A 22,120-nucleotide genomic window follows, 5' to 3' on the forward strand; every position below is an offset into this window, starting at 1 on the left:
TCAAAGCCGGTTGGAAATTGCAATTTTAGCTTATAATTTGGCTTATTGTCTAGAAAGATTTAACTAGCACCACGCGTCTACCTGTATAAAATCACTTGATTCCCTTCTTTCTCTTCAACAACGAAAATTAGAGTTAGAAAATCAGTTGAAGCAGTTTAATCTTCAAAACTTATTTTCAGATGAACAACGATTGTATCCCAAGGTTAGATTTCGTGGGTTTGATGAGCCTTGGAAGAAGGTTAAGTTGGGGAGAAATGTCAAAAGAATACGCAGAAAAAATAAAAATCTAGAAACTAATATTCCCTTAACAATTTCTGCACAATTTGGCTTAGTTGATCAAAGAGATTTTTTTGGTAGAGTTGTTGCCAGTGAAAATCTTGCAAACTATATTTTGCTTAAACGTGGAGAGTTTGCCTATAATAAAAGCTATTCTAAGGAAGCTCCATATGGTTCAATTAAAAGATTGGAAAAGTATAATGAAGGAGCGCTTTCCACATTATATATTGCATTTACACCTGAAAATATTAATTCTGATTTTTTAAAAGCGTTTTTCGACACTACTAAATGGTATTCTCACATAGTTCAAGTTTCTACAGAAGGTGCAAGGAATCATGGATTATTAAATATCTCACCACAAGATTTTTTTGAAATGAGTATAACTATCCCAAAAAGTGATGAACAAAATAATATTTCCAGGATTTATAATCTTATGAATTCCCTTCTTTCCCTTCAACAACAGGATATAAATACTACACAACAACTCAAGCAATTCCTACTTCAAAACTTATTTATATAACACAAAGTCCTAGCCATCTAGCTAGGACTTTTATTTTATAGCTGAGATAAATGATGCATTACTTTGTCATTATCCTTGTTTTCGAGTTCTTGAATAATATGCAAGTAAGTCTTTTGAGTAGTTGTAATATTAGCATGACCTAGTCGTTTGGCTACACTTGCTACAGATACGCCTTCATAAAGAAGCAGTGAAGCATGTGTGTGCCTTAGTCCATGAATTGAAATAACAGGGATTTCAGCTTGATAACATAATCGCTCTAGAATTATGTTTATTGTTGAATTAAAAGCTCGTCCTGATACAAAAATAGGCTTCTCAGGGTCCATACCTTGTGTAATCTGCTTAAATTGCTGAGCAAGTTGCCAATCAATCATTACATTACGCTTCGATGTTGGATTTTTAGTCGGTCTGAACCCTCCACCTGCATATTTGTAATTCCAGGTTTTAGTAACTGTAATAACTTGCTTTTCATAATTAAAGTCATTAGGAGTTAATGCTAGGGCCTCAGCATAACGCAAACCAGTTTTAGCAACTAATAATATAAACCAATCCCAATTAGGTTCTGTACCTAACTTTAGTTGTTTTAACAACATTTGTAACTCAAATAAATTTAGATACTTTTTCTTTTTTGGTTTAGGTTTTCGACCTTTAATAATTACTCTCCGAGTTGGATCAGTTTTTATCATTCCATCGTCTAGCGCGTCTATAATTGCAGCTTTAAGGTGATGATGGAAGTCTAGGGTTGTGTGCTTTTCGTGAGTTTCAGCATAATCATTTAATAATTTTTGATATGTTTGGCGATTCAGCTCAGATAAACGCAATTCTGGAGCTAACTCTCTTAATTTACGCTCGGTCAGATAATACTTATCGAGAGTAACTTGTCGAATTGCACCTTTTTTATACAAATCAATCCAATTACCATAATACCTATAAAACAACTTTGTACTAATTTTCTTTGACATAAGAAAACCTCCTAAATTTTGATTAGGAGGTTATTGTAGCAATCTAGATAAATAGATTTTGAAGTAGGAATTGTTTGAGTTGGGTGTAAACATTTATATTTGCTTGATATATTTTTAAACTTTTGGAATGTAGAATGAAAAGTTTAGAAATAATTACTTGTTCTTCTACAGAAGGAGCAATTGAAAACATAATATTCTGCATCACATTATTCATTAATTTAGGATTTCCAACTTTTGATACGTATTTCCATGCAATTTGATTTAAAGCTTCAGCATTTGCATCATTTACATATCCATTTTTAGATAATAAAACTCCATTAACATTTGTACCATAAAATTTTCCAGCTCTAAGTCTAACCGTACCTGCATTGGCACCATCAGTAGTCCACGTGATAGCATCTTCGAACAAATAATCATGATAATACCCCAAAAGGCCATTATTGAGTGTTTGTGAAGAATATACTGGATATTTCATAATATGATCTTTAGTTTTAGAAATCTTATCTTTTGATAATACCTTTCCTCTTGTAACAGTAAATATATCTCCAACTTTTACTTTTTTCCAATTAGTACTAAAATCATGAAATCTAAGATTAGGACATTTCTTATTATCAGATAAAATATTTTGTAAGCAAAACTTTTTCAACTGCTTTTCTAGCTCTAATTTTCGTTGTTGAAGAGAAAGAAGAGAATTTAGAATTTCAAAGATTTTATCTATTTGTTTAGTTTCACTTATTTTTTGACTTATAAACAGATGAACTTTCATAAAATCTGAATAGCTAATATTTAGTAAGCCATCCATTCGGGCAGATGAAGATATATACTTCCGTAATTGCTTATTCACATCTTTTTTCTTGAAAAAGTTTTCAATAAAAACTGGAGTGGTTTCCTTTATGATTTTAAAACTATGATATACATGAGGAATAAGCGCTTCAGAATAGTTCTGCAAACTGAAAACGGCACCATATTTAGCTACTTTTGAATTACCATGATTATATGATAATTCTCCTTTGTGTAATAAAGTATAATTTTTCTTTTGCTTGCCAGAAATATCACCAGAGAATCTATCTTCTTGAGTCATCCATCCTGTCTTAGCAGATATAGTTAATACAGGGAGATTAAATCTATTGTCATTTCCATTTACTCGTTCACTTATTTCCTCCAACTTAACTTTCTTCCAAGGCTCATCAAACCCACGAAATCTGACCTTCGGATACAATCGTTGTTCATCAGATTATTAATAGGCAACAAAAAGTGATATTTTTGTTTCACCCCAACAAAAAATGGAGAATGAAGTACTGTTCAAGCTTTGATTTTTACCGATAGATTTCATATAATTATAAAAGAAAAGAGGACAACGAAGTGCGAGTTCGTTATCCTCAATCACAGTCGAATAACTGAAGTTCTAGCTAATCTTTGTGATTAGCTTTTTTCTTTTGCTTAAATATTCTTTTATATTTTTGCTCGTTATATTACTGAACATTGATATAATAGCAATTGTATATTTGATTGAGGTTACAAAATGAAAAATTATATTTATCGAAGAAGAAGTGTATGGAAAGCTATTGTCCTTGCTCTTAGAGATTTAGGTGGTTCTGCTTCAAGAAAACAAATTCGTCGCACAATGGCAGAAAATGAATACGATGGTTTGGATTATGAAGGAGTATTTTACGTTAAAGTAAGTAAAAATGGTAAAAAATATTCGCCATTCTTGTTTGATTTTAATTTTGGTATGAAGAACCTATACACCATTGGTTTTATCGAAGAACCTCAACGTGGAAAAGATATTATTTTAACTGACCTTGGAAGAACCGCTGATTTAACCAATTTTCCATCTCAAGAACAGGTTGATAAAATAAGTGCTTATTGGAAGCAAAAAGATGAGTTACGTTACGCTAAGAAAAAACTCAAGGAAAAGATTGGTATAACAGGGGATACAGAATCAGAAGTTGAAGATACTGATGCACAAGATACAGCTGAAGATGATTGGAAAATCCAATTACTTGAACAGATTAAGCAATTTTCACCTGCAAAATTTGAAAGTTTCTCTAGATTGCTAATTTCTAAAATGGGTGTATCAATAGATAAAACAAAAGGAGTTAAACTATCAGGAGATCATGGAATAGATGGTTTTGGCTATTTCAGGTCAGATGAATTTAGAACCAGTCGTGTAGCAATTCAATGCAAGCGTTATACAAATGGATCAGTAGGGGAATCTGAAATTCGTGATTTTAAAGGGACAATGGATAGCTTTAATGCAGAATATGGGATTTTTGTGACAACGAGCTATTTCACAGATTCAGCTAAAGCTATTGCGACTCAAGGCAATAGAACTGTAACGCTGATAGATGGGCAAGAATTAACTGATTTAGTTGAGCGTTATCAATTGCATATTACTCCCGTTCAAACATATAGCTTAGATGATTATTACTTTGAAAAAGACTAAAATTCTCACCTAAATTAGTTAATTTAATTATTGACATAATATTTTTTATGATTAACGAGTATTTAATAAATGTTTTTTAAGCATATCACTGTAATCTTTTTAATAAAACTGCTATTATTGTTGGTGAGGAAAGCAATCTTTCCTCGATATACGCTCCCTAGCATATATTATTCCTACAAACATATATATTCCCACGATTGTTTGAAAAGGTACGTCAAAACTCCAATTGGCGTGCCTTTTCTTAACCAATCATGCTATAATCTTATTTACGGGTAAACAAACACCCAAACAATAATCCGGGGCTATAGAGCCAAAAGAGCATGATTCATTGAATCGTGCTTTTTTAGATTCTAGCAAGTAAAATTTGATATACAAATAAAAGTGTATAGAATCTGCTGAATTTCTTTCCCTAAGATGAATAGGGGTAAGAGATACCTCATTTTTAATTTTTTATCTTACACTGCAGCCTATCTATAATCAGTAGATGGGTGCTTTTTTATGATAAAATATCAGTATTAGGAGGAAAATAAGGGATTTTATGAATCGTACTAATTTGAAGAATTATTTGAAAGATAATTTTGAAAATGATCCGGATTTCGCTAAGGATTTTATTCAATGCAGCCTTAATGTTAAGACTGGTATTGCTATCATTAACTTACGTAAGAAGATGGGGCTTACTCGAGAAGAGTTTGCTCGCTTAGTTAATATGCCCCAAGCTACTATATTGCAGATTGAGCAAGGAGATATTGATGTAACGACCGATTTATTGATGAAGCTTGCCACTGCTACTAAACAACATGTTGAAATTAACTTTAGTCCAATTTTTAAAGACTAATTTAGTGGAGTGGTATTTGCGATGCTAAACAATTGACAAGAGATTTCAAGCTATGATATTCTGCTAAGTTAATTTAATATTTGTCACACAGAAAGGAAAGATTATGGCAAAGAAATCAAAAATTGTAAAAGCAGAAAAGCAAAGAAAGTTAATTGAAGAATATGCTGCAAAACGTCGTGAATTAAAGGCTAAAGGAGATTACATCGGCCTTTCTAAATTACCTAAAGATTCAGCTCCAACTCGTTTACAAAATCGTGATATGTTAGATGGCAGACCACATGGCTACATCCGAAAGTTTGGCCTATCAAGAATTAAATTCCGTGAACTTGCACATGCAGGTAAGTTGCCTGGCGTTAAAAAAGCTAGCTGGTAGAAATAGGTGATATTATGCAGATTTACTATCCACCCTTAGTTGAGCAAGCTTGCCGCTTCTTTTATGGTAGTAGTGATGTTAGTGTTGAGATGAAAACAACCATCTATAAAATGCTAATAGAGGAAAAATTACTTGATGAAAATGGAAATCCAACTGAATATGCCTTGAAAAAAGGGCTAATTTTAAGACGGGAAGAAGTGCCAAATTTATCTTTTGATGAATTTTTAGAACTATATCCAGTTTTTAAACGTTTTCCAGCTTCTAACTTTAGAAAAATAGGCGGCTTTTGGGAGATTAAAACTGAATTTGCAATGCAGATTCTTAAAGAAGTACAAGCAGGGAAATTTGACTTAGAAGAAGAAGTTGAATTAAGCAATTACTTTGAAGATAAGAAGATAAATGTCAATATTTTAAAGTTTAAACAAAGGGCAGTCACATGACTGCCTTTTTTATAGTAAAACCAGATTTAGATTTCTGCTCATGTACTGACTTATACTTCACAGAACCATCAGGCTGCTTAACTAATTTTTTGACACGTTTGGAGTATCTAGCTTGCCAAACTTTGCCTCGCTTAGTGATTGATGCCATTGTGAACTCCTTTCGTTATAATTGAATGTAAAAATAGAATCATTAGTAATTGTTTTTTTGTGTGTTATCAATTTATAATTGAAATTATTATACTTACGTGATAAATTACGGTATTATGATTTTAGAACAAATTGAAAGGAGGCTTTTGAATGTATAATGTTTTTAAAGTAGTTAATTGGTTTCGTTTGAAAAATGTAGAAGAATTAGTTAGCGAAGATGTAAATGTTGAACCATTAACCCAAATGAAGGTAATGAAATTACTTTATTATGCACAAGCAACCTTTTTAGTGAAATATGGTCAAAGATTATTTGATAGTGATATTTTAGCTTGGAAATTTGGACCAGTAATTGCGGAGGTTCATGACAAATATCGCGGGAAAAGAAATATTGTTGAGTCAATTTCTTATGAAGCATATCAAGACTTTAATACTTTGGAATCAGATATAAGAGCCTCTCAAGTTTTGAATGCAGTTTATATAGCTTTTGGCTCATATTCTGCTTCTACTTTGATGAAAAAGACACATACAGAGATGCCTTGGAAGTCTACTTCTCAGGGAGCAAAAATTGAAGATGATAAAATGGAAAAATTTTATAAAGAAACTGGGCTTGATACTGAAGTATCAGAAAAATATGATCATGTTATTATGAGAAAACTTTATGAAGAAAATAGAGAAGCAATGGATATTTTAAAATATAAATGATATATCTGAGTAGTAAGCAAATAATAGAAATGAATAGGCTTGTTCTAGATGAAGCAGATGAAAAATTTCAAGGGATTCAGTATGAAGATGGATTGTCCATTATCGAAGAACAGCTACAAGCTATTTATTTTGGTCAGGAATTATATCCCTCAATATGGGAAAAAGCAGCATTTATAATGCAAAAAATCACTAAAAAGCATATTTTTGGTGACGGAAACAAGAGAACTGCATTATTAGCTACAGTTTTTTTCTTGTATGAAAATGGCTATAAGTGGCAAAGAAGCCAAAAAGATAAAGTAGACCTTGTTTTAATGGTTACCAAATTAGATGATTCAAAAGAAGTTATGGATTTTTTAGCCGATGTATTAAGTAAAGAATGCATTGCCGTTAAGTCAAATCCTGTTGATAAGGAGTGATTTAAAGAACCAAGCAATATATAAATTGCTTGGTTCTTTTTATTTAACTTTGTTTTCTTCTAATCTAATTCTTGTTAGTAAGTTAATGTAATTTGAATAACCATAAGCCGTTCGTTCTATTTGTTTCTGAGGATTTGAACCACTTCATAATTTTGACTATCACAACAAATAACTCTTTGTTTATTTAACCTGATAATCACAGGACTACTAGCATTAGAAGTAATAAATCTAATATTAGTCTGAAGATGACCATTATGAATCAGATTAATAGAACCGCAAAAAGACAAGCAGGCTGAACAAGAGTAGCTTGAAAGACCTTATACTTAATACCGTTAATTAATTTAAAGAAATAATCAGTAAAAATGATATTAAGGCAGTCACATGACTGCCTTTTGTTGTATCAAAAAAGCAGCTTAGCATTAGCCAAGCTGCGTCTCCAGTAAACATGAATTTAATTAAAAATACAACGTCAAGGTTAATTAAATTACTTGTTACCTTTTGCTCGTTTGTGAGCTTTGATTATTTTCAAAGCCCGTTTACGTGTTTTAATGTTAGGACTTTGAAGTCTGCGATAAGCGCTGGAAAGATTGTTCTTTTCCATTTCGTTACCACCTTTTCCTGAAAGTTATTCACTTTAAGAGTAAATCCTCCTTTAGTGAACTAAGTAGAATATCATACTAAATCATTTTTGCCAATAACTTTCTAAAAAGATAAAAAATGATGATTAGTAGATAAGTTGAAGTTATCAAAATTATCATTACTATAATCATAGTTGTTAGAAAACTACCAATTACACGCATTGCGTGTAATTTATTCTTTAAGAGATCCTGTAAAGTCTTGATGATAAAGGTATAGATGGATTTTTAATGAAATTATTTTATAATTTAAAACACACCGATTCTACAATCTTTTTGAAATTTTAAGGACAAAATGATTCAAAAAACTTGTTTTACTATATTAATAATGTCTAGCAAAAATATCTTTCTTTATAAATTCTTAATAACATATATCTTGTAAATTAATGAAAAAGCAGATATTATTAGCAAATATATTTATTTAACCATCATAATTATTCAATTTTTTATTTATTAGGAGGATATATGACCGCTAATCACCAAGCTAATTTACCAACTGCTACCGAATTTCAAGTTTGGGATAAAGATAAGATTAGAGAGTACATACCGCACCACGATGCTTTGAAAAGATATATTACTATCAATTCTGATTATAAAGTACAGCCATCAATGATTGTTTTGTTTGACTTTAGTTCAGAACCAATTGCTACTAAATACAAGTCCGTTATTTTTGATACACAGGCTGGCATTATTTTAACTACCAAGAATTCTCGGCAACTTTTCAACTCATTATCGAAAAATAGTACCTTGGGCTTAAAGTATCAAAACAAACTCCGTGAGCAGCTTGGACTTAAAAGAAAGCATGTTTTCGCTTTAGGTAACTATGCTTACTTTTCGCTAAATGGGTTTAGCCAAATAAATACTAGTTGGCTAGCTTTACATCAATTTTCTGATTTTATTCAACTCGCTGAAACAGAGGCTCAAGCTTCAACAATCCAGCTAAATTCAATTCAATATTTATTTAAATTCAGTTCTTGTGCGCCTCAGATTCAAAAGCGACTTCACGAATCTATTACCTTAAATCAAGAATTAAAGCAAACAGCCATTAATTTTCACCGAGAACTTGGCCTTAACCAAACTATAAATAATAATCTCCTAACAGAAGAAGAACGGCTTTTCAAATTGCAAATGGCGAATAAACCTTCGCTCGCATCCCTAATCAAGCAAGTTCAAAATGATGACTTCGAACAATACAGCTTTTTCATGAAGAGTCAAACTGGCATGATTTGGACTAAAAACGATCACCAAACTGGGCTAAGCTTTACCAAGCGTAATAACTTAATGTTTTAAATCTTGCCTAATCTTGATAGTTTATACCATTAAGCAAAGTATAGCTTGTTTAGCGGGCTTTTTTCTTTTTTCATATTATTAATTCCGCAAGCTTGCAAAAATAGCAAGAAGGAAGTTAAGTAATGAAAAAAGAAAATATTTCTCCGCAAAGTCTTTTATTGGCTTGGGAAAATAAGGCATTAATTAAGCAAGCTCTTAAAAAAGCTAATGTTTATCGAACATATAATGATTATGAGGATTTATTTCATGAAGGCCTAATTACATATGCTCAATTATTAGATCAGTTTACAGGAAAAAGCCTATCTGAAATTAACAAGCTAGCGCACAAGAAAATCTTTTGGAAAATTAATGATGAATTACGAAAGAATCAAAGACGTTCCGAACTTTTTCTTCCAATTGAAGATCAGGAGTTTGAACTAGAAGAAAGCTTAAGTAGGGAAGATTGGCTTGCCCTTGCCACTGAACTAGGTCAATTAAGCCAAGTTGAAAGTTTGATTTTCAAGGAACATTTTATTCACAAGCGTCCCTTAAAAATTTTAGCCCAACAATATAATTTTGGTCTGCGGACACTTTCAAGAAAAAAGGGTGAACTAGTTAGTCGAATGCGTACTAAGCTAAAAAGATAGTAATATAGTACATATTATTATCAATTTATAAGTTTAAGTGATATGATACCCTTGAACAGTAAAAGTTCGTAATTTATGTAACTTTATAACTATGTAAGGGTTTACAAATTAAAAAGGTTGTGCTAAACTTAAACCATAGGATAATTATAAAGTGGATTGTTACTTTAATTAGGCAAGACCGCAAACACGAGTTACAACTGTACTCGCTGTTTGTGGTCTTTTTTTGTTGGAGGAATTAGTCATGACATTCCGGCTAGTGCAAGTATTGAATAATAATGTGGGCCTTGCTTGTAAAGAGGATGACTCACAAGTAGTAATTATGGGAAAGGGCCTGACTTTCCAAAAGAAGAAGGGAGATATTATTAAGGCTAGTGCAGTCCAAAAGGTTTTCAAATTACATGAAGAAAGTCCGTCAGATTTAACATCCTTGTTAGCGACAATCCCCCTCGACTTTCTAACAGTAAGTTATAGCTTGATAGATGAAGCACAAGAAAAATATGATTATTCAGTTGAACCATACATTTATGCATCCCTAACAACTCACCTTTATGAATCAGCCAAAAGATTAGCCGATGGTAGATTGGTTGAAACGTATTTGCCTGATTTAGAAAAAGATTATCCTTTACCCTATGAAATTGCGGGTTATGTATTAGATGGGTTTGCTACAAGACTTAATATAAAATTCCCTAAACAGGAACAAAAGAGTGTTGCCTTGCATTTCTTGAATGCAAGAACTGATATTCATACACAGAACCAGGCACAAAGAAGAAAAGTTGATAAAAACAAGCAAATACTTGCGATTGTCGAGAATGAATTGAATAATCATCAAATTTATCGGAATCGAGATAATGCCAATGATTATGAAAGATTATTAGTTCATTTGAAGTATTTTATCAATCGGATTAATCAAAAGCCTGCACCGCAAGTTTTATCGGCAGCGATTTTTCAAGAAGTTGTTAAAGATTACCCCCGTACTTTTGCAATTGTTCAAAAGATCAACGACCAAATAAAACAAAAGATGGGCTTAGAATTTACGAATGATGAACAAGTTTATTTGACAATACATATTCCAAGATTGATTAGAAAGGAGGAGACAAATGACAAACACAATGAAAAATAGTGAAGAGGTTGCTACAATTGGCTTTTCAATTGTGGCATATGCAGGAGACGCACGAAGTGATTTAGTAGAAGCACTCAAGAGTGCAAAAAATGGGAACTTTGATGAAGCACGGCAGTTAGTTAAAGAAGCAGAGAAGTCAATAAACTTGGCTCACAATGCTCAAACTAAAATGCTAACCAAAGAAGCCAATGGAGAAAATGTTACACTTTCTTTCATTATGGCTCATGGACAAGATACCTTGATGACTACAATGCTCTTAAAAGATCAAATGGACACTATCCTCGATCTATATGAAAGGGTGTTTGTATTAGAAAATAGGTAGAAGGATGTGACTTATAAAAATGGCTCGAGTGAAGAAGTTGCCAAAAGGCTTTTATCTAGGAGCAGCAACTGCAGCTTACCAAGTTGAAGGAGCTACTAAGGAAGATGGACGTGGTCAAAATATGTGGGATGTTTATCTGGCAAAGCATGGTCAGTATTCCCCTGATCCCGCTAGTGACTTCTACCACCGTTATCCTGAAGATATTGCCTTAGCAAAAGAGTTTGGCTTAAATGCAATTCGCCTGTCAATTTCTTGGGTGAGATTATTTCCTAAAATTGATGGCCCAGTTAATGAAAGTGCAGTGGCTTATTATCATGATTTGTTTAAAACATGTCTTGATTATGGGATAACTCCTTTTGTTGCTTTACATCATTTTGATTCACCACAAGAAATGCTTGAAGAAGGAGATTGGCTTAATCGAAAAAATATTGATCGTTTTATTAAATATGCGAAATTCTGCTTTCTAACTTTTCCTGAGATTAAGAACTGGTTTACGATTAATGAGTTAATTTCTCTAGCAAGTGGGCAATATTTAGGTGGGCAATTTCCACCTAATCATCACTTTAATGTATCTGAAGCAATCCAAGCCGAACACAATATGTTGGTGGCCCACGCTCGAGCTGTAATTGCTTATCATGATTTGAACCTGCCGGGAAGAATTGGCTGTATCCATGCCTTGAAAACAGGCTATCCAAATTCTAATCGCATAGAAGATATTCAAGCTTGCAAAAGGTATGATGCATATAATAATCGCTTTTTGCTTGATGGAACCTTACTTGATGAATATCAAAGTGAAACAATGCAACTATTACAAGAAGTATTGCAGGCAAACGATGCAAGTTTAACTATTTTGCCTGAGGATTTAGCAATTTTAAAAAAAGCTGCTCCTCTTAATGGAATGTTTGGGATGAATTACTATCGCAGTGAATTTGTTAGAGAATATCATGGCGAAAGTATTGATCAGTTTAATTCAACAGGGAAAAAGGGCACAAGTGCTTTTAAATTCAAGGGAGTAGGCGAGTTTGTCAAACGACCAGAAGTGCCAACTACTGATTGGGACTGGAATATTTATCCACGAGGTCTGTTTGATATGTTAATGAGAATTAAACGAGATTATCCGAATGTACCAACTATTTTTCTCACAGAAAATGGTATGGCACTAAAAGAGCAGTTAAATAAAGAAAAAACAGTTGATGATAGTCGGAGGATTGACTTTATTGATCAACATCTAGAGCAAGTCTTAAAAGCGCGACAAGCAGGAGTGAATATTCAAGGCTACTTTGTTTGGTCACTACAAGATCAATTCTCTTGGGCTAATGGTTATAACAAACGATATGGATTATTTTATGTGGATTTTGAAACACAAAAACGATACCCAAAGAAAAGCGCTTATTGGTTCAAACAATTAGGTGCTTCACTTGAGGAGTAAGGATGTGGGTTTATCATGAATAAAATAGTAAAGTGGATCCAGAAGCATCAAGACTTCTTTCTAAAAATATCTAAAAATAATTATTTGATGGCAATCAAAGATGGTTTTATTTCAATCATGCCATTGGTAATGTTTTCAAGTTTAATGATTTTAATTGTTCAATTACCAACCCTTTTTGGCATAGTATTACCTGATAATGCCAAACTAATTATGGTTAAGATATATAACTTAACCATGGGGATTATGGGACTAATGGTTGCTGGGACAACAGCTAAAGCATTGACTGGCAACTTTAATAGAACCATGCCAGAAGGAAAAGCAATAAATTCTACCTCAACCATGATTGCTGCTATGTCAGCTTTTCTATTCTTGGCTGTCAGTCCAGATCCCAAAACAGGAGCTCTTGATGTTGGATTTTTAGGGACACAAGGCTTATTAAGTGCATTTGTTGCAGCATTTTTGACGGTAAACATTTATAAACTATGTATTAAGAAAAATATTACTATTAAACTTCCCAAAGAAGTTCCAGGGACAATTGCTCAGAGTTTTAAAGATATTTTTCCCTTTGCCTTTGCAGTTTTAGCCTGTGTATTAATTGATTTGACTAGTAGAGCAGTTGTTGGTGCACCATTTGCATCAGTCTTTCAAAAGACATTAACACCTCTTTTAAAAGGGGTAGAAACATATCCTGGAATGTGTTTAATCTATGGATTAAGTGCGCTTTTCTGGTTTGTAGGAATTCATGGGCCTTCAATTGTTATGCCAGCTGTAACTGCCTTTCAATTAGCTAACACCGAGGCTAACTTAAAATTATTCGAAGCAGGGCAACATCCCTTGCATGCAATGACTAACAACTTCGGTAACTATATTGCTGCAATTGGTGGGACTGGTGCAACCTTTATTGTGCCACTGGTTTTGATTTTCTTTATGAAGTCAAAGCAACTAAAAACAGTGGGTAAAGCTTCATTTATTCCAGTTTTGTTTGCTGTTAATGAACCATTACTTTTTGCAGCACCATTAGTTTTGAACCCATACATGTTCTTCCCATTTATCTTAACGCCAATTTGCAACGTTATTTTGGGTAAGTTCTTCATTGACGTTTTAGGGATGAATGGCATGATTTACACCTTGCCTTGGACAGTTCCCGGACCAATTGGGGTCTTGCTGAATACTCATTTTCAACTTATTTCTATTATTTTCGTAATTATTATGTTGGTAATGGATGCTGCAATTTACTATCCATTTTTGCGAGTATATGATGCAGAACTAGTCAAACAAGAAAAAAGCAAAGCTCAAAAACTAGCAGAAGAAAAGACTTTTGCAAACACAATGAAAAAAGAACTTGCAAAACAGAAACTAGATAAGCAAGAGCAAGAACAAAAAGAAACAAATCATCCTAACTTAACCAAAGAGCTAAAAGTTTTAGTTTTATGTGCTGGCTCAGGTACTAGCGCACAATTAGCTCATGCTTTAAATGAAGGAGCAAAAGAAGAAAAAATGCCAATTATCGCAAATTCAGGCGCTTACGGCGCTCATTATGAAATTATGGCAAATTATGATGTGGTCATTTTAGCCCCACAAGTTCGTTCTTTTTACTCCGATATGAAAGCGGATACAGATAAACTAGGTATTAAATTAATTGCTACTAAGGGAGCAGAATATATTAATATGACGCGCAACCCAAAGCAGGCAGTAAATTTCTTACTTAGTCAACTAAATCTAAGTTAGTGGTTTTAATCTTAGGAGGAAACTACCATGCATAAATTTATGGATTTTTTGCAAAATAAATTAGCTCCTTTTGGAGAAAAAGTTAGTAAACAACGCCACTTGAAGGCGCTACGTGAAGGCTTCATGTTAGCAATGCCATTAGTTTTAATTGGGTCGCTATTTCAAGTTATTGCAAGCTTCCCAATGGAAAGCTTTACCAAATGGCTTCATCAAGTGGGATTAGATGTTATTTTCAATAATTTGATTAGTAACAGTTTTGGCTTGATTGCCTTACTAACATGTTTTGGTGTTGCTTATCGTTTAGCAACTTCATATAACGTTGATGGTCTTTCTGCTGGTGCATTAGCTGTTGCAAGTATGTTACTAGCAACTCCATCAATTACTGATAAAACCGGTGTAGCAGGTATTCCATATCCAGGAATCGGTGGTCGTGGTTTATTTACTGCTATTATTGTTGGTTTAATCACAGCTGAAATTTTCCGTTGGTTCATCCAAAAAGATATTACTATCAAAATGCCAGACAGTGTACCAGAAGTAGTAGGAAAGTCATTTATGGCCTTAGTACCCGGTGCAGTCATCTTAACATTCTTTGAAGCTGTAACTTGGGGAATCTCCTTAACACCAATTGGTAACTTGAACAACTTACTTGGAATTGTTATCGGTACGCCTTTAGGTTTAATTGGTGGAACATTAATTGGTACTTTTATTGCGATTTTACTTAATTCACTATTCTGGTTCTGTGGTGTTAACGGTGGTCAAGTAGTTAACACTGTTATGCAACCGGTTTGGTTACAAGCAGCTACTGCAAACTTAGCAGCTTGGCAAGCAGGCAAAGCTTTACCAAATATTATTACCTTACCATTTATTGACTTATTCGTTTACATCGGTGGTGGTGGTGCCACAATTGGATTGGCACTTTGCTTAATGTTCTTGAGTAAGAGTAAAGAATACAAGGTATTAGGTAAAGCAGCAGGTATTCCAGCCTTCTTTAACATTAATACAGCAATCTTATTCAGTTTCCCAACTGTTTTGAACCCAATTATGTTAATTCCATTCTTACTAGCTCCAGTAACTAATGCAGTAATTACATACTTTGCAATGGCTTTACATTTAGTTCCTTTAACAACTGGTGCTGTTATGCCTTGGACTATGCCACCTATCATTGGCGGATTCTTTGCCTGTGGTGGTAGTTGGGCAGCTGCAATTTTACAACTGGTATTAGTAATTGTTTCATTCCTTATCTACTACCCATTCTTTAAAGCTGCTGATGCAGCTCGTTTAAAGGCTGAAATGGAAAAAGAAGATAAATAAAAGAAATAGGAGTTAGATTATGACTATTTTAATAAAAAATACTGCAACCAATCCCACAGCAGATTATGCTGCAAGTGAATTAGCATATTATTTAGAAAAAATTACAAAGGCTGAAGTAGGCTTTAGTTCAGATGAGGCTGATATTGTATTACAACTAGTTGCTGATCATGAAGAAAATGATCATGCTCAATATCAAGTTCAAGATGGCCATGTTATTATTTCAGGTAATCGTCCCGTAGCATTATTAATTGCAAGTTATCAATACTTACATGCTCTAGGGGTTAGATTTTTAAGACCAGGCAAAGAAAATGAATTAATCCCAAATATTGAAGTGGCGCAAATTAAGAATGTTAAGGCATACGACCATGTTGCAAGTTACAAACACCGTGGAGTATGTATTGAAGGGGCAAATTCATTAGAAAACATTTTAGAATTTATTGAATGGCTTCCAAAAAATGGATTCAATAGTTTCTTCATTCAATTTGCTAATCCATATACTTTCTTAAAGCGTTGGTATAGTCATGAATTTAACCATTACTTAGAAGGGCGTGACTTAACTGATGCTGAAATTCAAACAATGAGTGATGAAATTGATGCTGCTATGGCTCTACGTGATTTGCGTCATCACCGGGTAGGACATGGCTGGACGGGTGAAGTATTAGGTTACTCATCAGAATTCGGTTGGGAAAGTGGCGTAAAATTAGCAGATGACAAACGTGATTTAGTTGCTAAAGTTGATGGTAAACGAGATCTAATTCAAGGAACTCCAATCTTTACTAACTTGGACATGAGTAATCACAAAGTAAATGAAGAAATGGCTAAAGTAATTGTCGATTATGCCCAAAAGCATAAAGAAGTCGATTACTTACATGTTGGGCTATCAGATGGAGATAACAACGTTTGCGAATGTGATGAATGCCAAAAGATTTTACCAGCTGATCAATATGTCAACTTCCTGAACTATCTCGATGAGAAATTAGCTGAAGCTGGGTTGGATACTAAGATTTGTTTCTTGCTCTACCACGAATTGCTTTTCGCACCACAAGAAAACAAGATTAAAAATCCTGACCGCTTTGTCTTAATGTTTGCACCAATTAGTAGAACTTTTGAAAAGAGTTATGCTGATGTTGATTACAAGCATGGTATTCCAGAACCAACACCATATGTAAGAAATAAAACGACTTTACCAAATTCACTTGAAGAAAACTTAGCATTTTTATTCGATTGGCAAAGAAACTTTAAAGGAGATAGTTTTGTATATGACTATCCTTTAGGTAGAGCTCATTATGGTGATCTTGGTTATATGAAAATTAGTCAAATTATTAGTAGGGATGTTCGTTATCTTGATAAATTGCATTTAAATGGCTATATTAGTTGTCAAGAATTAAGAACTGGTTTTCCAACTACTTTGCCAAACTACGTTATGGGTCGAACTCTTTGGGACAAGAGTTTAACATATGAAGAATTAAAAGAAGAATACTTCACAGCAGCTTTTGGTAAAGAGGGGATGCAAGTTTCAGCTTATCTTGAAAAATTGTCTGCTTTATCAAGTAGTGACTACTTCAACAAGATTGGGAGCAGAATTAATGCACAATTAGCTGCTCAATATCAGGGATGTGTAAGTGAAACTTCTGCAATCTTGCCAGTAATTATTAAAGGTTTAAGCCAAAGCAAGAATAGTCAACATGAAAACTGGCGTGTATTAGCATATCACCGTCAAGCAGTAATTAAATTGGCTACAGCCTTAGGATTGCAAGCTAGTGGACAGCAAGCAAAAGCAGAAGAAGCCTGGATTGACTTCCAAGATTTCATTAAACTTCATGAAGATAGCTTTGAACCATATTTAGATGTTTATCGAATTATCGAAGTTGCAACTAATTATGCTGGTTTTAAATATCGGGAATAAGCAAAAATATAACTGTAAAAAATTAAATACTCGTACAATGTAGAATAAATTAGTATCTCAAGTTCAACCTGCAAATGTAGGTTGAACTTGTTTTGTTTTATAAAAATCATGTCTTACCTTATACTATTAGCAACCATTTTGCTATAATTAAAACTGTTTGGTAATGGAGGTACTTTAATGAAGAAACATTTATTTTTCCTCGGTAAAGCAGGAACAATTTATTACAGCTGGTTGATGGTTTTACTATTTATTAGTTTGATTATCGCCTTAGAAGGAAACAAGGTTATAATGTGGCCAGCCGTGATAATTGGGGGCATATTTTTATTACTTGCAACCTATACTTTTTTATGTTCTTACATTAAAACAGAAAACAATTCTTTATTACTAAAATTACCTTATAAAAAGAAAGTAGTTTTGACACAAAAGCCACAAAAAGTGGCTAGTTGGCGTATTTTTCATATTTACCATGTAGAACTTTCTAAATATGAAGCAGTCAACTACTTAGTTATCCAAAAGAAAGGGTAGTGGGCCAATGAAATCAGATATAGAAATTGCACAGGCAAGTCAAGGCTTGCCAATTACCGAAATTGCTAAAAAGCTTGAACTTAACGAACAAGATTTGGAGCTATTTGGATCAGATAAGGCTAAAATTAACTGGTCAGCAATCAAGCAGGCTCAAGCAAATCAACATTTAGGAAAGTTAATTTTAGTTACATCAATTAGTCCCACACCAGCTGGTGAAGGCAAGTCAACAATGACAATTGGTTTAGCTGATGCCTTAAATAATCAACTTCATGAAAAAACTTTAATTGCACTGCGTGAACCCTCAATGGGACCGGTCTTTGGGTTAAAAGGTGGAGCTACAGGTGGAGGACGTGCGCAAGTTATTCCGATGGAAGATATTAACTTGCACTTTACTGGTGATATGCATGCATTAACCAGTGCAATTGATACTTTAGCTGCTTTAGTTGATAACTATATTTATCAAGACAATAGCTTGAAGCTTGATCCTAATCGTATTCTTTTGAAGCGTGGACTTGATGTTAATGATCGAACTTTGCGTAAGATTACTTTAGGACAAGGCTCACGTTTCAATGGTATTGAACATGAAGCTAGTTTTGCAATTACAGTAGCTAATGAATTAATGGCTATTTTATGTCTAGCAACTTCAATCAGTGACCTTAAACAGCGTATTGGAAATATTTTAGTAGGTTACTCTATTGATGATGATCCAGTTTTTGTTAAGGATTTACATTTTGAAGGGGCAATTGCGGCACTATTAGGTAAAGCATTAAAGCCTAATTTAGTTCAAACAATTGAACATACTCCTGCTTTAGTTCATGGCGGACCTTTTGCTAATATTGCTCATGGTGCAAATAGTGTTATGGCAACCAATCTTGCTTTACATTTAAGTGATTATGTTGTCACAGAAGCTGGATTTGGAAGTGACTTGGGTGGCCAGAAGTTTATGGATTTTGTGTCAACTCATTTAGAAAAAGCACCTGACGCTATTGTCGTGGTTGCTACAGTGCGAGCTTTAAAGTATCAAGCTGAACAATCAACCGATAATCTAGCTAATGAAAATTTGGCTGCTTTAAGAGAAGGCTTCAAAAACCTCGCACGGCATATGAATAATATGCGTCAATATAATCGTCCTGTAATTGTTTTAATTAACAAGTTTGATTCAGATACCGAAGCTGAATTAAACTTACTTCAAGACTTAATAGCAGAACATGGTATTGACAGTGAAGTTGTCACTTACCATAATGATGGCTCTCTTGGTGGCATCAAGGCTGCTGAAAAAGTTCGTGACTTAACTAACCAAGAACAAGGCGAAGTAATGCGTTCTTATGCCAAAGACGATACAATTCAAGTTAAAATTGAACAAATTGCTCAAAAGATTTATCATGCTGGTAAAGTTGAATACAGTGAAAAAGCACTTGCTCAAATTGAACACTTGAAAGAATTAGGTAAAGACAAACTTCCAGTCATTGTTGCTAAGACACAATATAGTTTCAGCGATGATAAAAAAGTTTTAGGAGCACCTACAAACTTCACTTTACACGTCAAAAACTTGGCTTTGAAAAATGGGGCTGGATTTATTGTTGTTTCAACTGGTTCTATTTTGGATATGCCTGGCTTACCAAAACATCCTGCAGCTTTAGACATTGATATTGATGATGAAGGAAAGATAAGTGGTTTGTTCTAATGCAACTACTATATTTATTTATCGCATTTTTAGTAGTCCTTTGTGATCAAGGATTAAAATACTATATCAGTCATAGTTTTATGTTAGGCCAAGAACATATTTTAATTGATGGTTTACTGTCATTTACTTATGTTAAAAATACTGGTGCTGCCTGGAATATTTTAACCGGGCAAATGTGGCTATTTTACATAATTAGTATTATTGCAATAATTGCTTGCTTGTATTTCTTGTACAACAAAAAGTATAATAATCCTATTTTCAAAACAGGAATTGGCCTTGTTTTAGGTGGAGTAATTGGTAATTTCATTGATAGATTACATTTAAAATATGTTATTGATATGATTCAATTAGACTTTATCAATTTCAATATTTTTAATATTGCTGATTCTGCTATCACAGTTGGTATTGTATTAGTTTTTGTCTACTTGATCTTTTTCTCAGAAAAGGAGGAGAAATAGTGGCTGATTTTGAATTAATTGTTGCAACTAAAGCAGGAAGATTAGATAAATACATAAGTGAGCATTCTGATTTATCACGTTCAAGGGTACAAGAGTTGCTTGGCAGCGGAGATATTTTAGTAAATGGTAAGCAAGAAAAGCCAAGTTACAAAGTTGCTAACAATGATCAAATCACAGTACATGTTCCCAAATTAGTTCCACTAAATGTTGAGCCAGAAGATATTCCATTAGATATCGTTTACGAAGATGAAGATGTAATTGTGGTTAATAAACCCCAAGGAATGGTTGTTCATCCCTCTGCTGGACATCCGAACCACACTTTAGTCAATGCTTTAATGAATCATACTAAGTTCCTTGCAGCTAGTCCTGAGGGCTTTCGACCAGGAATCGTTCATCGTATTGATAAAGATACAAGTGGCTTGTTAATGATTGCTAAAAATGCCAATGCCCGTACAAGCTTAGAGAGTCAGCTCGCGCATAAGACAAATAAACGTGTTTATTTAGCAATTGTTCACGGTAATTTTAAAGAAGCTACAGGAACAATTGATGCACCAATTGCTCGCAATCCTAAGGACCGTAAGAAAATGGCCATCGTTGAAGGCGGCAAAGAGGCAGTCACTCATTTTCATGTATTAGAGCAATATCCTGGTTATGCATTAGTGAGTTGTCAATTAGAAACAGGCCGTACTCATCAAATTAGAGTTCATATGAAATATATTGGCCATCCTTTAGCTGGTGATCCATTATATGGACCTAAAAAAACTTTAAAAGGACACGGTCAATTTTTGCATGCAAAAATATTAGGATTTAAGCAACCGAAAACTGGGCAATGGCTTGAGTTTCAAGTTGATCCTCCAGAAATTTTCCAAAAAGAGCTTACTTATTTGCGAAGCTTGAAGGGATAGGTTAATAAATGAAACGATATTTAATACTAGAAGATGGAACTTCTTTTGCTGGTGATAGTTTTGGAGCGGAAACTATTTCTACAGGAGAATTGGCAGTTCAAACGAGCAATTTTGGTTATCAAGAAGCCTTAACAGATCCTACAAATGCTGGGAAAATATTAGTTTTTACCACGCCAATGATTGGTACAACTGGAATTAACTCAATTGACTATGAAGCAATTGATCCTAGTGTTCGTGGCATTATTTGTAATGAAATTGCTACTCATATTTCTGATTCTCCCAATTTTCAAGAGCTGGATTATTTCTTAAAAGAGAAAAAAATTCCTGCTATAAGTGGTGTTGATACTCGTGCACTTGCCCATAAAATTAGTAATCAAAGTAAAATTAAAGCTTCTATTATGGATACTAACGATGAACACGCTTTTGACCAAATTAGAGCTTTAGTTTTACCTAAAAATAAAACAACAACTATTTCTACTTCCAACTCATATGCAGCACCGAATATCGGTAAGACTATTGCGGTAGTTGATTTAGGATTAAAGCATTCTATGCTTAGAGAATTATCTTTGCGCAAAGCTAACATTATTGTTGTCCCATACAATTCTAAGCCACAAGATATCCTTAATTTAAAACCAGATGGATTAGTTATTTCTAATGGACCTGGTACTGCAACAGAAGTTAAAAAAGGGCTAGCTCCACTTTTTGATGAATTTTATGGGAAATTGCCAATTTTGGGAATTGGTTTAGGTTTTTTGGCAATTTGTGATTATTTAAATATCGAATTAATTGACCTTCCCAAACCATTTAATGGAGTAAATTATCCCGTTATTTTACAAAATTCCAATACAATTTGGCAGACTGCTATGAATATTCCACAGCTGGCACTTTCTGAAAACGGCGGTATCAACTTTACTGAAACATACTATGATTTGCATAGTGACTTATTAGCTGGTTTTTATTTAAAAGATAAAGAAGTTCTTGCAACAGCTTTTAATCCCGAAGGAGCTCCGGGAAGTTTTGATGGATTAAAAATTTTTGACCAATTTATGCAATTAATGGAGAAGTAA

24 protein-coding genes and 1 pseudogene are annotated in these 22,120 nt (G+C 33.7%); 20 read left to right on the plus strand and 5 right to left on the minus strand.

Annotated features, from left to right (window positions below; translation table 11 throughout):
• Positions 1–145 precede the first annotated feature (145 nt).
• Positions 146–796 (plus strand): restriction endonuclease subunit S domain-containing protein, encoded by a 651-nt coding sequence (locus tag ETI37_RS05330; protein ID WP_006587305.1) that lies wholly within the window; start codon positions 146–148, stop codon positions 794–796.
• Positions 797–831: 35 nt separating this feature from the next.
• Here the strand turns inward: ETI37_RS05330 and ETI37_RS05335 are convergent, their stop codons facing one another.
• Both ETI37_RS05335 and ETI37_RS05340 read right to left on the minus strand, forming a co-directional pair.
• Complete coding sequence (locus ETI37_RS05335) at positions 832–1,755, minus strand: site-specific integrase (RefSeq protein WP_006586687.1); 924 nt, start codon at positions 1,753–1,755, stop codon at positions 832–834.
• Positions 1,756–1,798: 43 nt separating this feature from the next.
• On the minus strand, positions 1,799–2,920 hold the full coding sequence (locus ETI37_RS05340) for a restriction endonuclease subunit S (RefSeq protein WP_006586688.1): 1,122 nt from the start codon (positions 2,918–2,920) through the stop codon (positions 1,799–1,801).
• Positions 2,921–3,277: 357 nt separating this feature from the next.
• Here ETI37_RS05340 and ETI37_RS05345 point away from each other — a divergent pair, with 357 nt between their 5' ends.
• The 4 genes from ETI37_RS05345 to ETI37_RS05360 all read left to right on the plus strand — a co-directional run bounded on the left by ETI37_RS05345 (position 3,278) and on the right by ETI37_RS05360 (position 5,849).
• Complete coding sequence (locus ETI37_RS05345) at positions 3,278–4,201, plus strand: restriction endonuclease (protein ID WP_006586689.1); 924 nt, start codon at positions 3,278–3,280, stop codon at positions 4,199–4,201.
• A 538-nt stretch (positions 4,202–4,739) separates the two neighbouring features.
• Positions 4,740–5,036: a helix-turn-helix domain-containing protein gene (locus tag ETI37_RS05350; RefSeq protein WP_006586690.1), complete on the plus strand. Its 297-nt coding sequence runs from the start codon at positions 4,740–4,742 to the stop codon at positions 5,034–5,036.
• 103 nt (positions 5,037–5,139) lie between these two features.
• On the plus strand, positions 5,140–5,409 hold the full coding sequence (gene rpsN / locus ETI37_RS05355) for a 30S ribosomal protein S14 (RefSeq protein ID WP_006586691.1): 270 nt from the start codon (positions 5,140–5,142) through the stop codon (positions 5,407–5,409).
• A 14-nt stretch (positions 5,410–5,423) separates the two neighbouring features.
• Positions 5,424–5,849 (plus strand): hypothetical protein, encoded by a 426-nt coding sequence (locus ETI37_RS05360; RefSeq protein WP_006586692.1) that lies wholly within the window; start codon positions 5,424–5,426, stop codon positions 5,847–5,849.
• Here ETI37_RS05360 and ETI37_RS07850 read toward each other — a convergent pair.
• Positions 5,842–5,997 (minus strand): hypothetical protein, encoded by a 156-nt coding sequence (locus ETI37_RS07850; protein WP_006586693.1) that lies wholly within the window; start codon positions 5,995–5,997, stop codon positions 5,842–5,844. The genes ETI37_RS05360 and ETI37_RS07850 overlap by 8 nt on opposite strands.
• A gap of 149 nt (positions 5,998–6,146) precedes the next feature.
• Between ETI37_RS07850 and ETI37_RS05365 the strand changes: the two genes are divergently transcribed.
• Positions 6,147–6,698, plus strand: a complete 552-nt coding sequence (locus ETI37_RS05365) for a Panacea domain-containing protein (RefSeq protein ID WP_006586694.1) — start codon at positions 6,147–6,149, stop codon at positions 6,696–6,698.
• Positions 6,695–7,114 (plus strand): type II toxin-antitoxin system death-on-curing family toxin, encoded by a 420-nt coding sequence (locus ETI37_RS05370; protein WP_006586695.1) that lies wholly within the window; start codon positions 6,695–6,697, stop codon positions 7,112–7,114. Before ETI37_RS05365 ends, ETI37_RS05370 begins: the two co-directional genes overlap by 4 nt.
• 158 nt (positions 7,115–7,272) lie before the next feature.
• Here the strand turns inward: ETI37_RS05370 and ETI37_RS07905 are convergent.
• Positions 7,273–7,481: pseudogene (locus ETI37_RS07905) on the minus strand (ISL3 family transposase); the annotation flags it as partial.
• 117 nt (positions 7,482–7,598) lie between these two features.
• Positions 7,599–7,715, minus strand: a complete 117-nt coding sequence (locus ETI37_RS05380; protein WP_022091160.1) for a putative metal homeostasis protein — start codon at positions 7,713–7,715, stop codon at positions 7,599–7,601.
• Between the two features lie 499 nt (positions 7,716–8,214).
• Between ETI37_RS05380 and ETI37_RS05385 the strand changes: the two genes are divergently transcribed.
• The 13 genes from ETI37_RS05385 (at position 8,215) to ETI37_RS05445 (ending at position 22,120) form a co-directional block, all read left to right on the plus strand.
• A complete protein-coding gene (locus ETI37_RS05385; RefSeq protein ID WP_006586697.1) occupies positions 8,215–9,039 on the plus strand; it encodes a hypothetical protein in 825 nt (274 codons plus the stop codon).
• Between the two features lie 122 nt (positions 9,040–9,161).
• Positions 9,162–9,665, plus strand: a complete 504-nt coding sequence (locus tag ETI37_RS05390; RefSeq protein ID WP_006586698.1) for a sigma-70 RNA polymerase sigma factor region 4 domain-containing protein — start codon at positions 9,162–9,164, stop codon at positions 9,663–9,665.
• 241 nt (positions 9,666–9,906) lie between these two features.
• The gene (locus ETI37_RS05395; protein ID WP_006586699.1) at positions 9,907–10,785 is read left to right on the plus strand and encodes a PRD domain-containing protein; all 879 of its coding nucleotides are present in this window, start codon (positions 9,907–9,909) and stop codon (positions 10,783–10,785) included.
• Positions 10,763–11,107, plus strand: coding sequence for a PTS sugar transporter subunit IIA (locus ETI37_RS05400; RefSeq protein WP_006587309.1), 345 nt, complete (start codon positions 10,763–10,765; stop codon positions 11,105–11,107). The genes ETI37_RS05395 and ETI37_RS05400 overlap by 23 nt, the downstream gene beginning before the upstream one ends.
• Before the next feature lie 19 nt (positions 11,108–11,126).
• Positions 11,127–12,536, plus strand: a complete 1,410-nt coding sequence (gene lacG / locus ETI37_RS05405; RefSeq protein ID WP_143458481.1) for a 6-phospho-beta-galactosidase — start codon at positions 11,127–11,129, stop codon at positions 12,534–12,536.
• A gap of 15 nt (positions 12,537–12,551) precedes the next feature.
• Positions 12,552–14,264, plus strand: coding sequence for a PTS lactose transporter subunit IIBC (locus ETI37_RS05410; RefSeq protein ID WP_006586702.1), 1,713 nt, complete (start codon positions 12,552–12,554; stop codon positions 14,262–14,264).
• A gap of 27 nt (positions 14,265–14,291) precedes the next feature.
• Entirely contained in the window at positions 14,292–15,575 is a 1,284-nt protein-coding gene (locus ETI37_RS05415; RefSeq protein WP_006586703.1) for a PTS sugar transporter subunit IIC, read from the plus strand.
• 19 nt (positions 15,576–15,594) lie between these two features.
• Entirely contained in the window at positions 15,595–17,481 is a 1,887-nt protein-coding gene (locus ETI37_RS05420) for a DUF4838 domain-containing protein (RefSeq protein WP_006586704.1), read from the plus strand.
• Positions 17,482–17,658: 177 nt separating this feature from the next.
• The gene (locus ETI37_RS05425) at positions 17,659–18,006 is read left to right on the plus strand and encodes a hypothetical protein (RefSeq protein ID WP_006586705.1); all 348 of its coding nucleotides are present in this window, start codon (positions 17,659–17,661) and stop codon (positions 18,004–18,006) included.
• 7 nt (positions 18,007–18,013) lie between these two features.
• Positions 18,014–19,690, plus strand: a complete 1,677-nt coding sequence (locus ETI37_RS05430; protein WP_006586706.1) for a formate--tetrahydrofolate ligase — start codon at positions 18,014–18,016, stop codon at positions 19,688–19,690.
• Entirely contained in the window at positions 19,690–20,148 is a 459-nt protein-coding gene (gene lspA / locus ETI37_RS05435; protein WP_006586707.1) for a signal peptidase II, read from the plus strand. Before ETI37_RS05430 ends, lspA begins: the two co-directional genes overlap by 1 nt.
• Positions 20,145–21,053, plus strand: a complete 909-nt coding sequence (locus ETI37_RS05440; protein WP_180363055.1) for an RluA family pseudouridine synthase — start codon at positions 20,145–20,147, stop codon at positions 21,051–21,053. Before lspA ends, ETI37_RS05440 begins: the two co-directional genes overlap by 4 nt.
• A gap of 8 nt (positions 21,054–21,061) precedes the next feature.
• Positions 21,062–22,120, plus strand: coding sequence for a carbamoyl phosphate synthase small subunit (locus ETI37_RS05445; protein ID WP_006586709.1), 1,059 nt, complete (start codon positions 21,062–21,064; stop codon positions 22,118–22,120).

It is taken from the genome of Lactobacillus mulieris (assembly GCF_007095465.1).
GTDB classification, from domain to species: domain Bacteria; phylum Bacillota; class Bacilli; order Lactobacillales; family Lactobacillaceae; genus Lactobacillus; species Lactobacillus mulieris.

Excerpts from the sequence above, each read along its gene's own strand:
- ETI37_RS05350 (WP_006586690.1), top strand. The coding sequence starts at position 4,740 with ATGAATCGTACTAATTTGAAGAATTATTTGAAAGATAATTTTGAAAAT.
- ETI37_RS05445 (WP_006586709.1), top strand. The coding sequence starts at position 21,062 with ATGAAACGATATTTAATACTAGAAGATGGAACTTCTTTTGCTGGTGAT.
- ETI37_RS05335 (WP_006586687.1), bottom strand. The coding sequence starts at position 1,755 with ATGTCAAAGAAAATTAGTACAAAGTTGTTTTATAGGTATTATGGTAAT.
- ETI37_RS05380 (WP_022091160.1), bottom strand. The coding sequence starts at position 7,715 with ATGGAAAAGAACAATCTTTCCAGCGCTTATCGCAGACTTCAAAGTCCT.
- ETI37_RS05370 (WP_006586695.1), top strand. The coding sequence starts at position 6,695 with ATGATATATCTGAGTAGTAAGCAAATAATAGAAATGAATAGGCTTGTT.
- ETI37_RS05410 (WP_006586702.1), top strand. The coding sequence starts at position 12,552 with ATGAATAAAATAGTAAAGTGGATCCAGAAGCATCAAGACTTCTTTCTA.
- ETI37_RS05400 (WP_006587309.1), top strand. The coding sequence starts at position 10,763 with ATGACAAACACAATGAAAAATAGTGAAGAGGTTGCTACAATTGGCTTT.
- ETI37_RS05365 (WP_006586694.1), top strand. The coding sequence starts at position 6,147 with ATGTATAATGTTTTTAAAGTAGTTAATTGGTTTCGTTTGAAAAATGTA.
- ETI37_RS05390 (WP_006586698.1), top strand. The coding sequence starts at position 9,162 with ATGAAAAAAGAAAATATTTCTCCGCAAAGTCTTTTATTGGCTTGGGAA.
- lspA (WP_006586707.1), top strand. The coding sequence starts at position 19,690 with ATGCAACTACTATATTTATTTATCGCATTTTTAGTAGTCCTTTGTGAT.
- rpsN (WP_006586691.1), top strand. The coding sequence starts at position 5,140 with ATGGCAAAGAAATCAAAAATTGTAAAAGCAGAAAAGCAAAGAAAGTTA.
- ETI37_RS05420 (WP_006586704.1), top strand. The coding sequence starts at position 15,595 with ATGACTATTTTAATAAAAAATACTGCAACCAATCCCACAGCAGATTAT.
- ETI37_RS05385 (WP_006586697.1), top strand. The coding sequence starts at position 8,215 with ATGACCGCTAATCACCAAGCTAATTTACCAACTGCTACCGAATTTCAA.
- ETI37_RS05345 (WP_006586689.1), top strand. The coding sequence starts at position 3,278 with ATGAAAAATTATATTTATCGAAGAAGAAGTGTATGGAAAGCTATTGTC.
- ETI37_RS05415 (WP_006586703.1), top strand. The coding sequence starts at position 14,292 with ATGCATAAATTTATGGATTTTTTGCAAAATAAATTAGCTCCTTTTGGA.
- ETI37_RS05430 (WP_006586706.1), top strand. The coding sequence starts at position 18,014 with ATGAAATCAGATATAGAAATTGCACAGGCAAGTCAAGGCTTGCCAATT.
- ETI37_RS07850 (WP_006586693.1), bottom strand. The coding sequence starts at position 5,997 with ATGGCATCAATCACTAAGCGAGGCAAAGTTTGGCAAGCTAGATACTCC.
- ETI37_RS05360 (WP_006586692.1), top strand. The coding sequence starts at position 5,424 with ATGCAGATTTACTATCCACCCTTAGTTGAGCAAGCTTGCCGCTTCTTT.
- ETI37_RS05395 (WP_006586699.1), top strand. The coding sequence starts at position 9,907 with ATGACATTCCGGCTAGTGCAAGTATTGAATAATAATGTGGGCCTTGCT.
- ETI37_RS05425 (WP_006586705.1), top strand. The coding sequence starts at position 17,659 with ATGAAGAAACATTTATTTTTCCTCGGTAAAGCAGGAACAATTTATTAC.
- lacG (WP_143458481.1), top strand. The coding sequence starts at position 11,127 with ATGGCTCGAGTGAAGAAGTTGCCAAAAGGCTTTTATCTAGGAGCAGCA.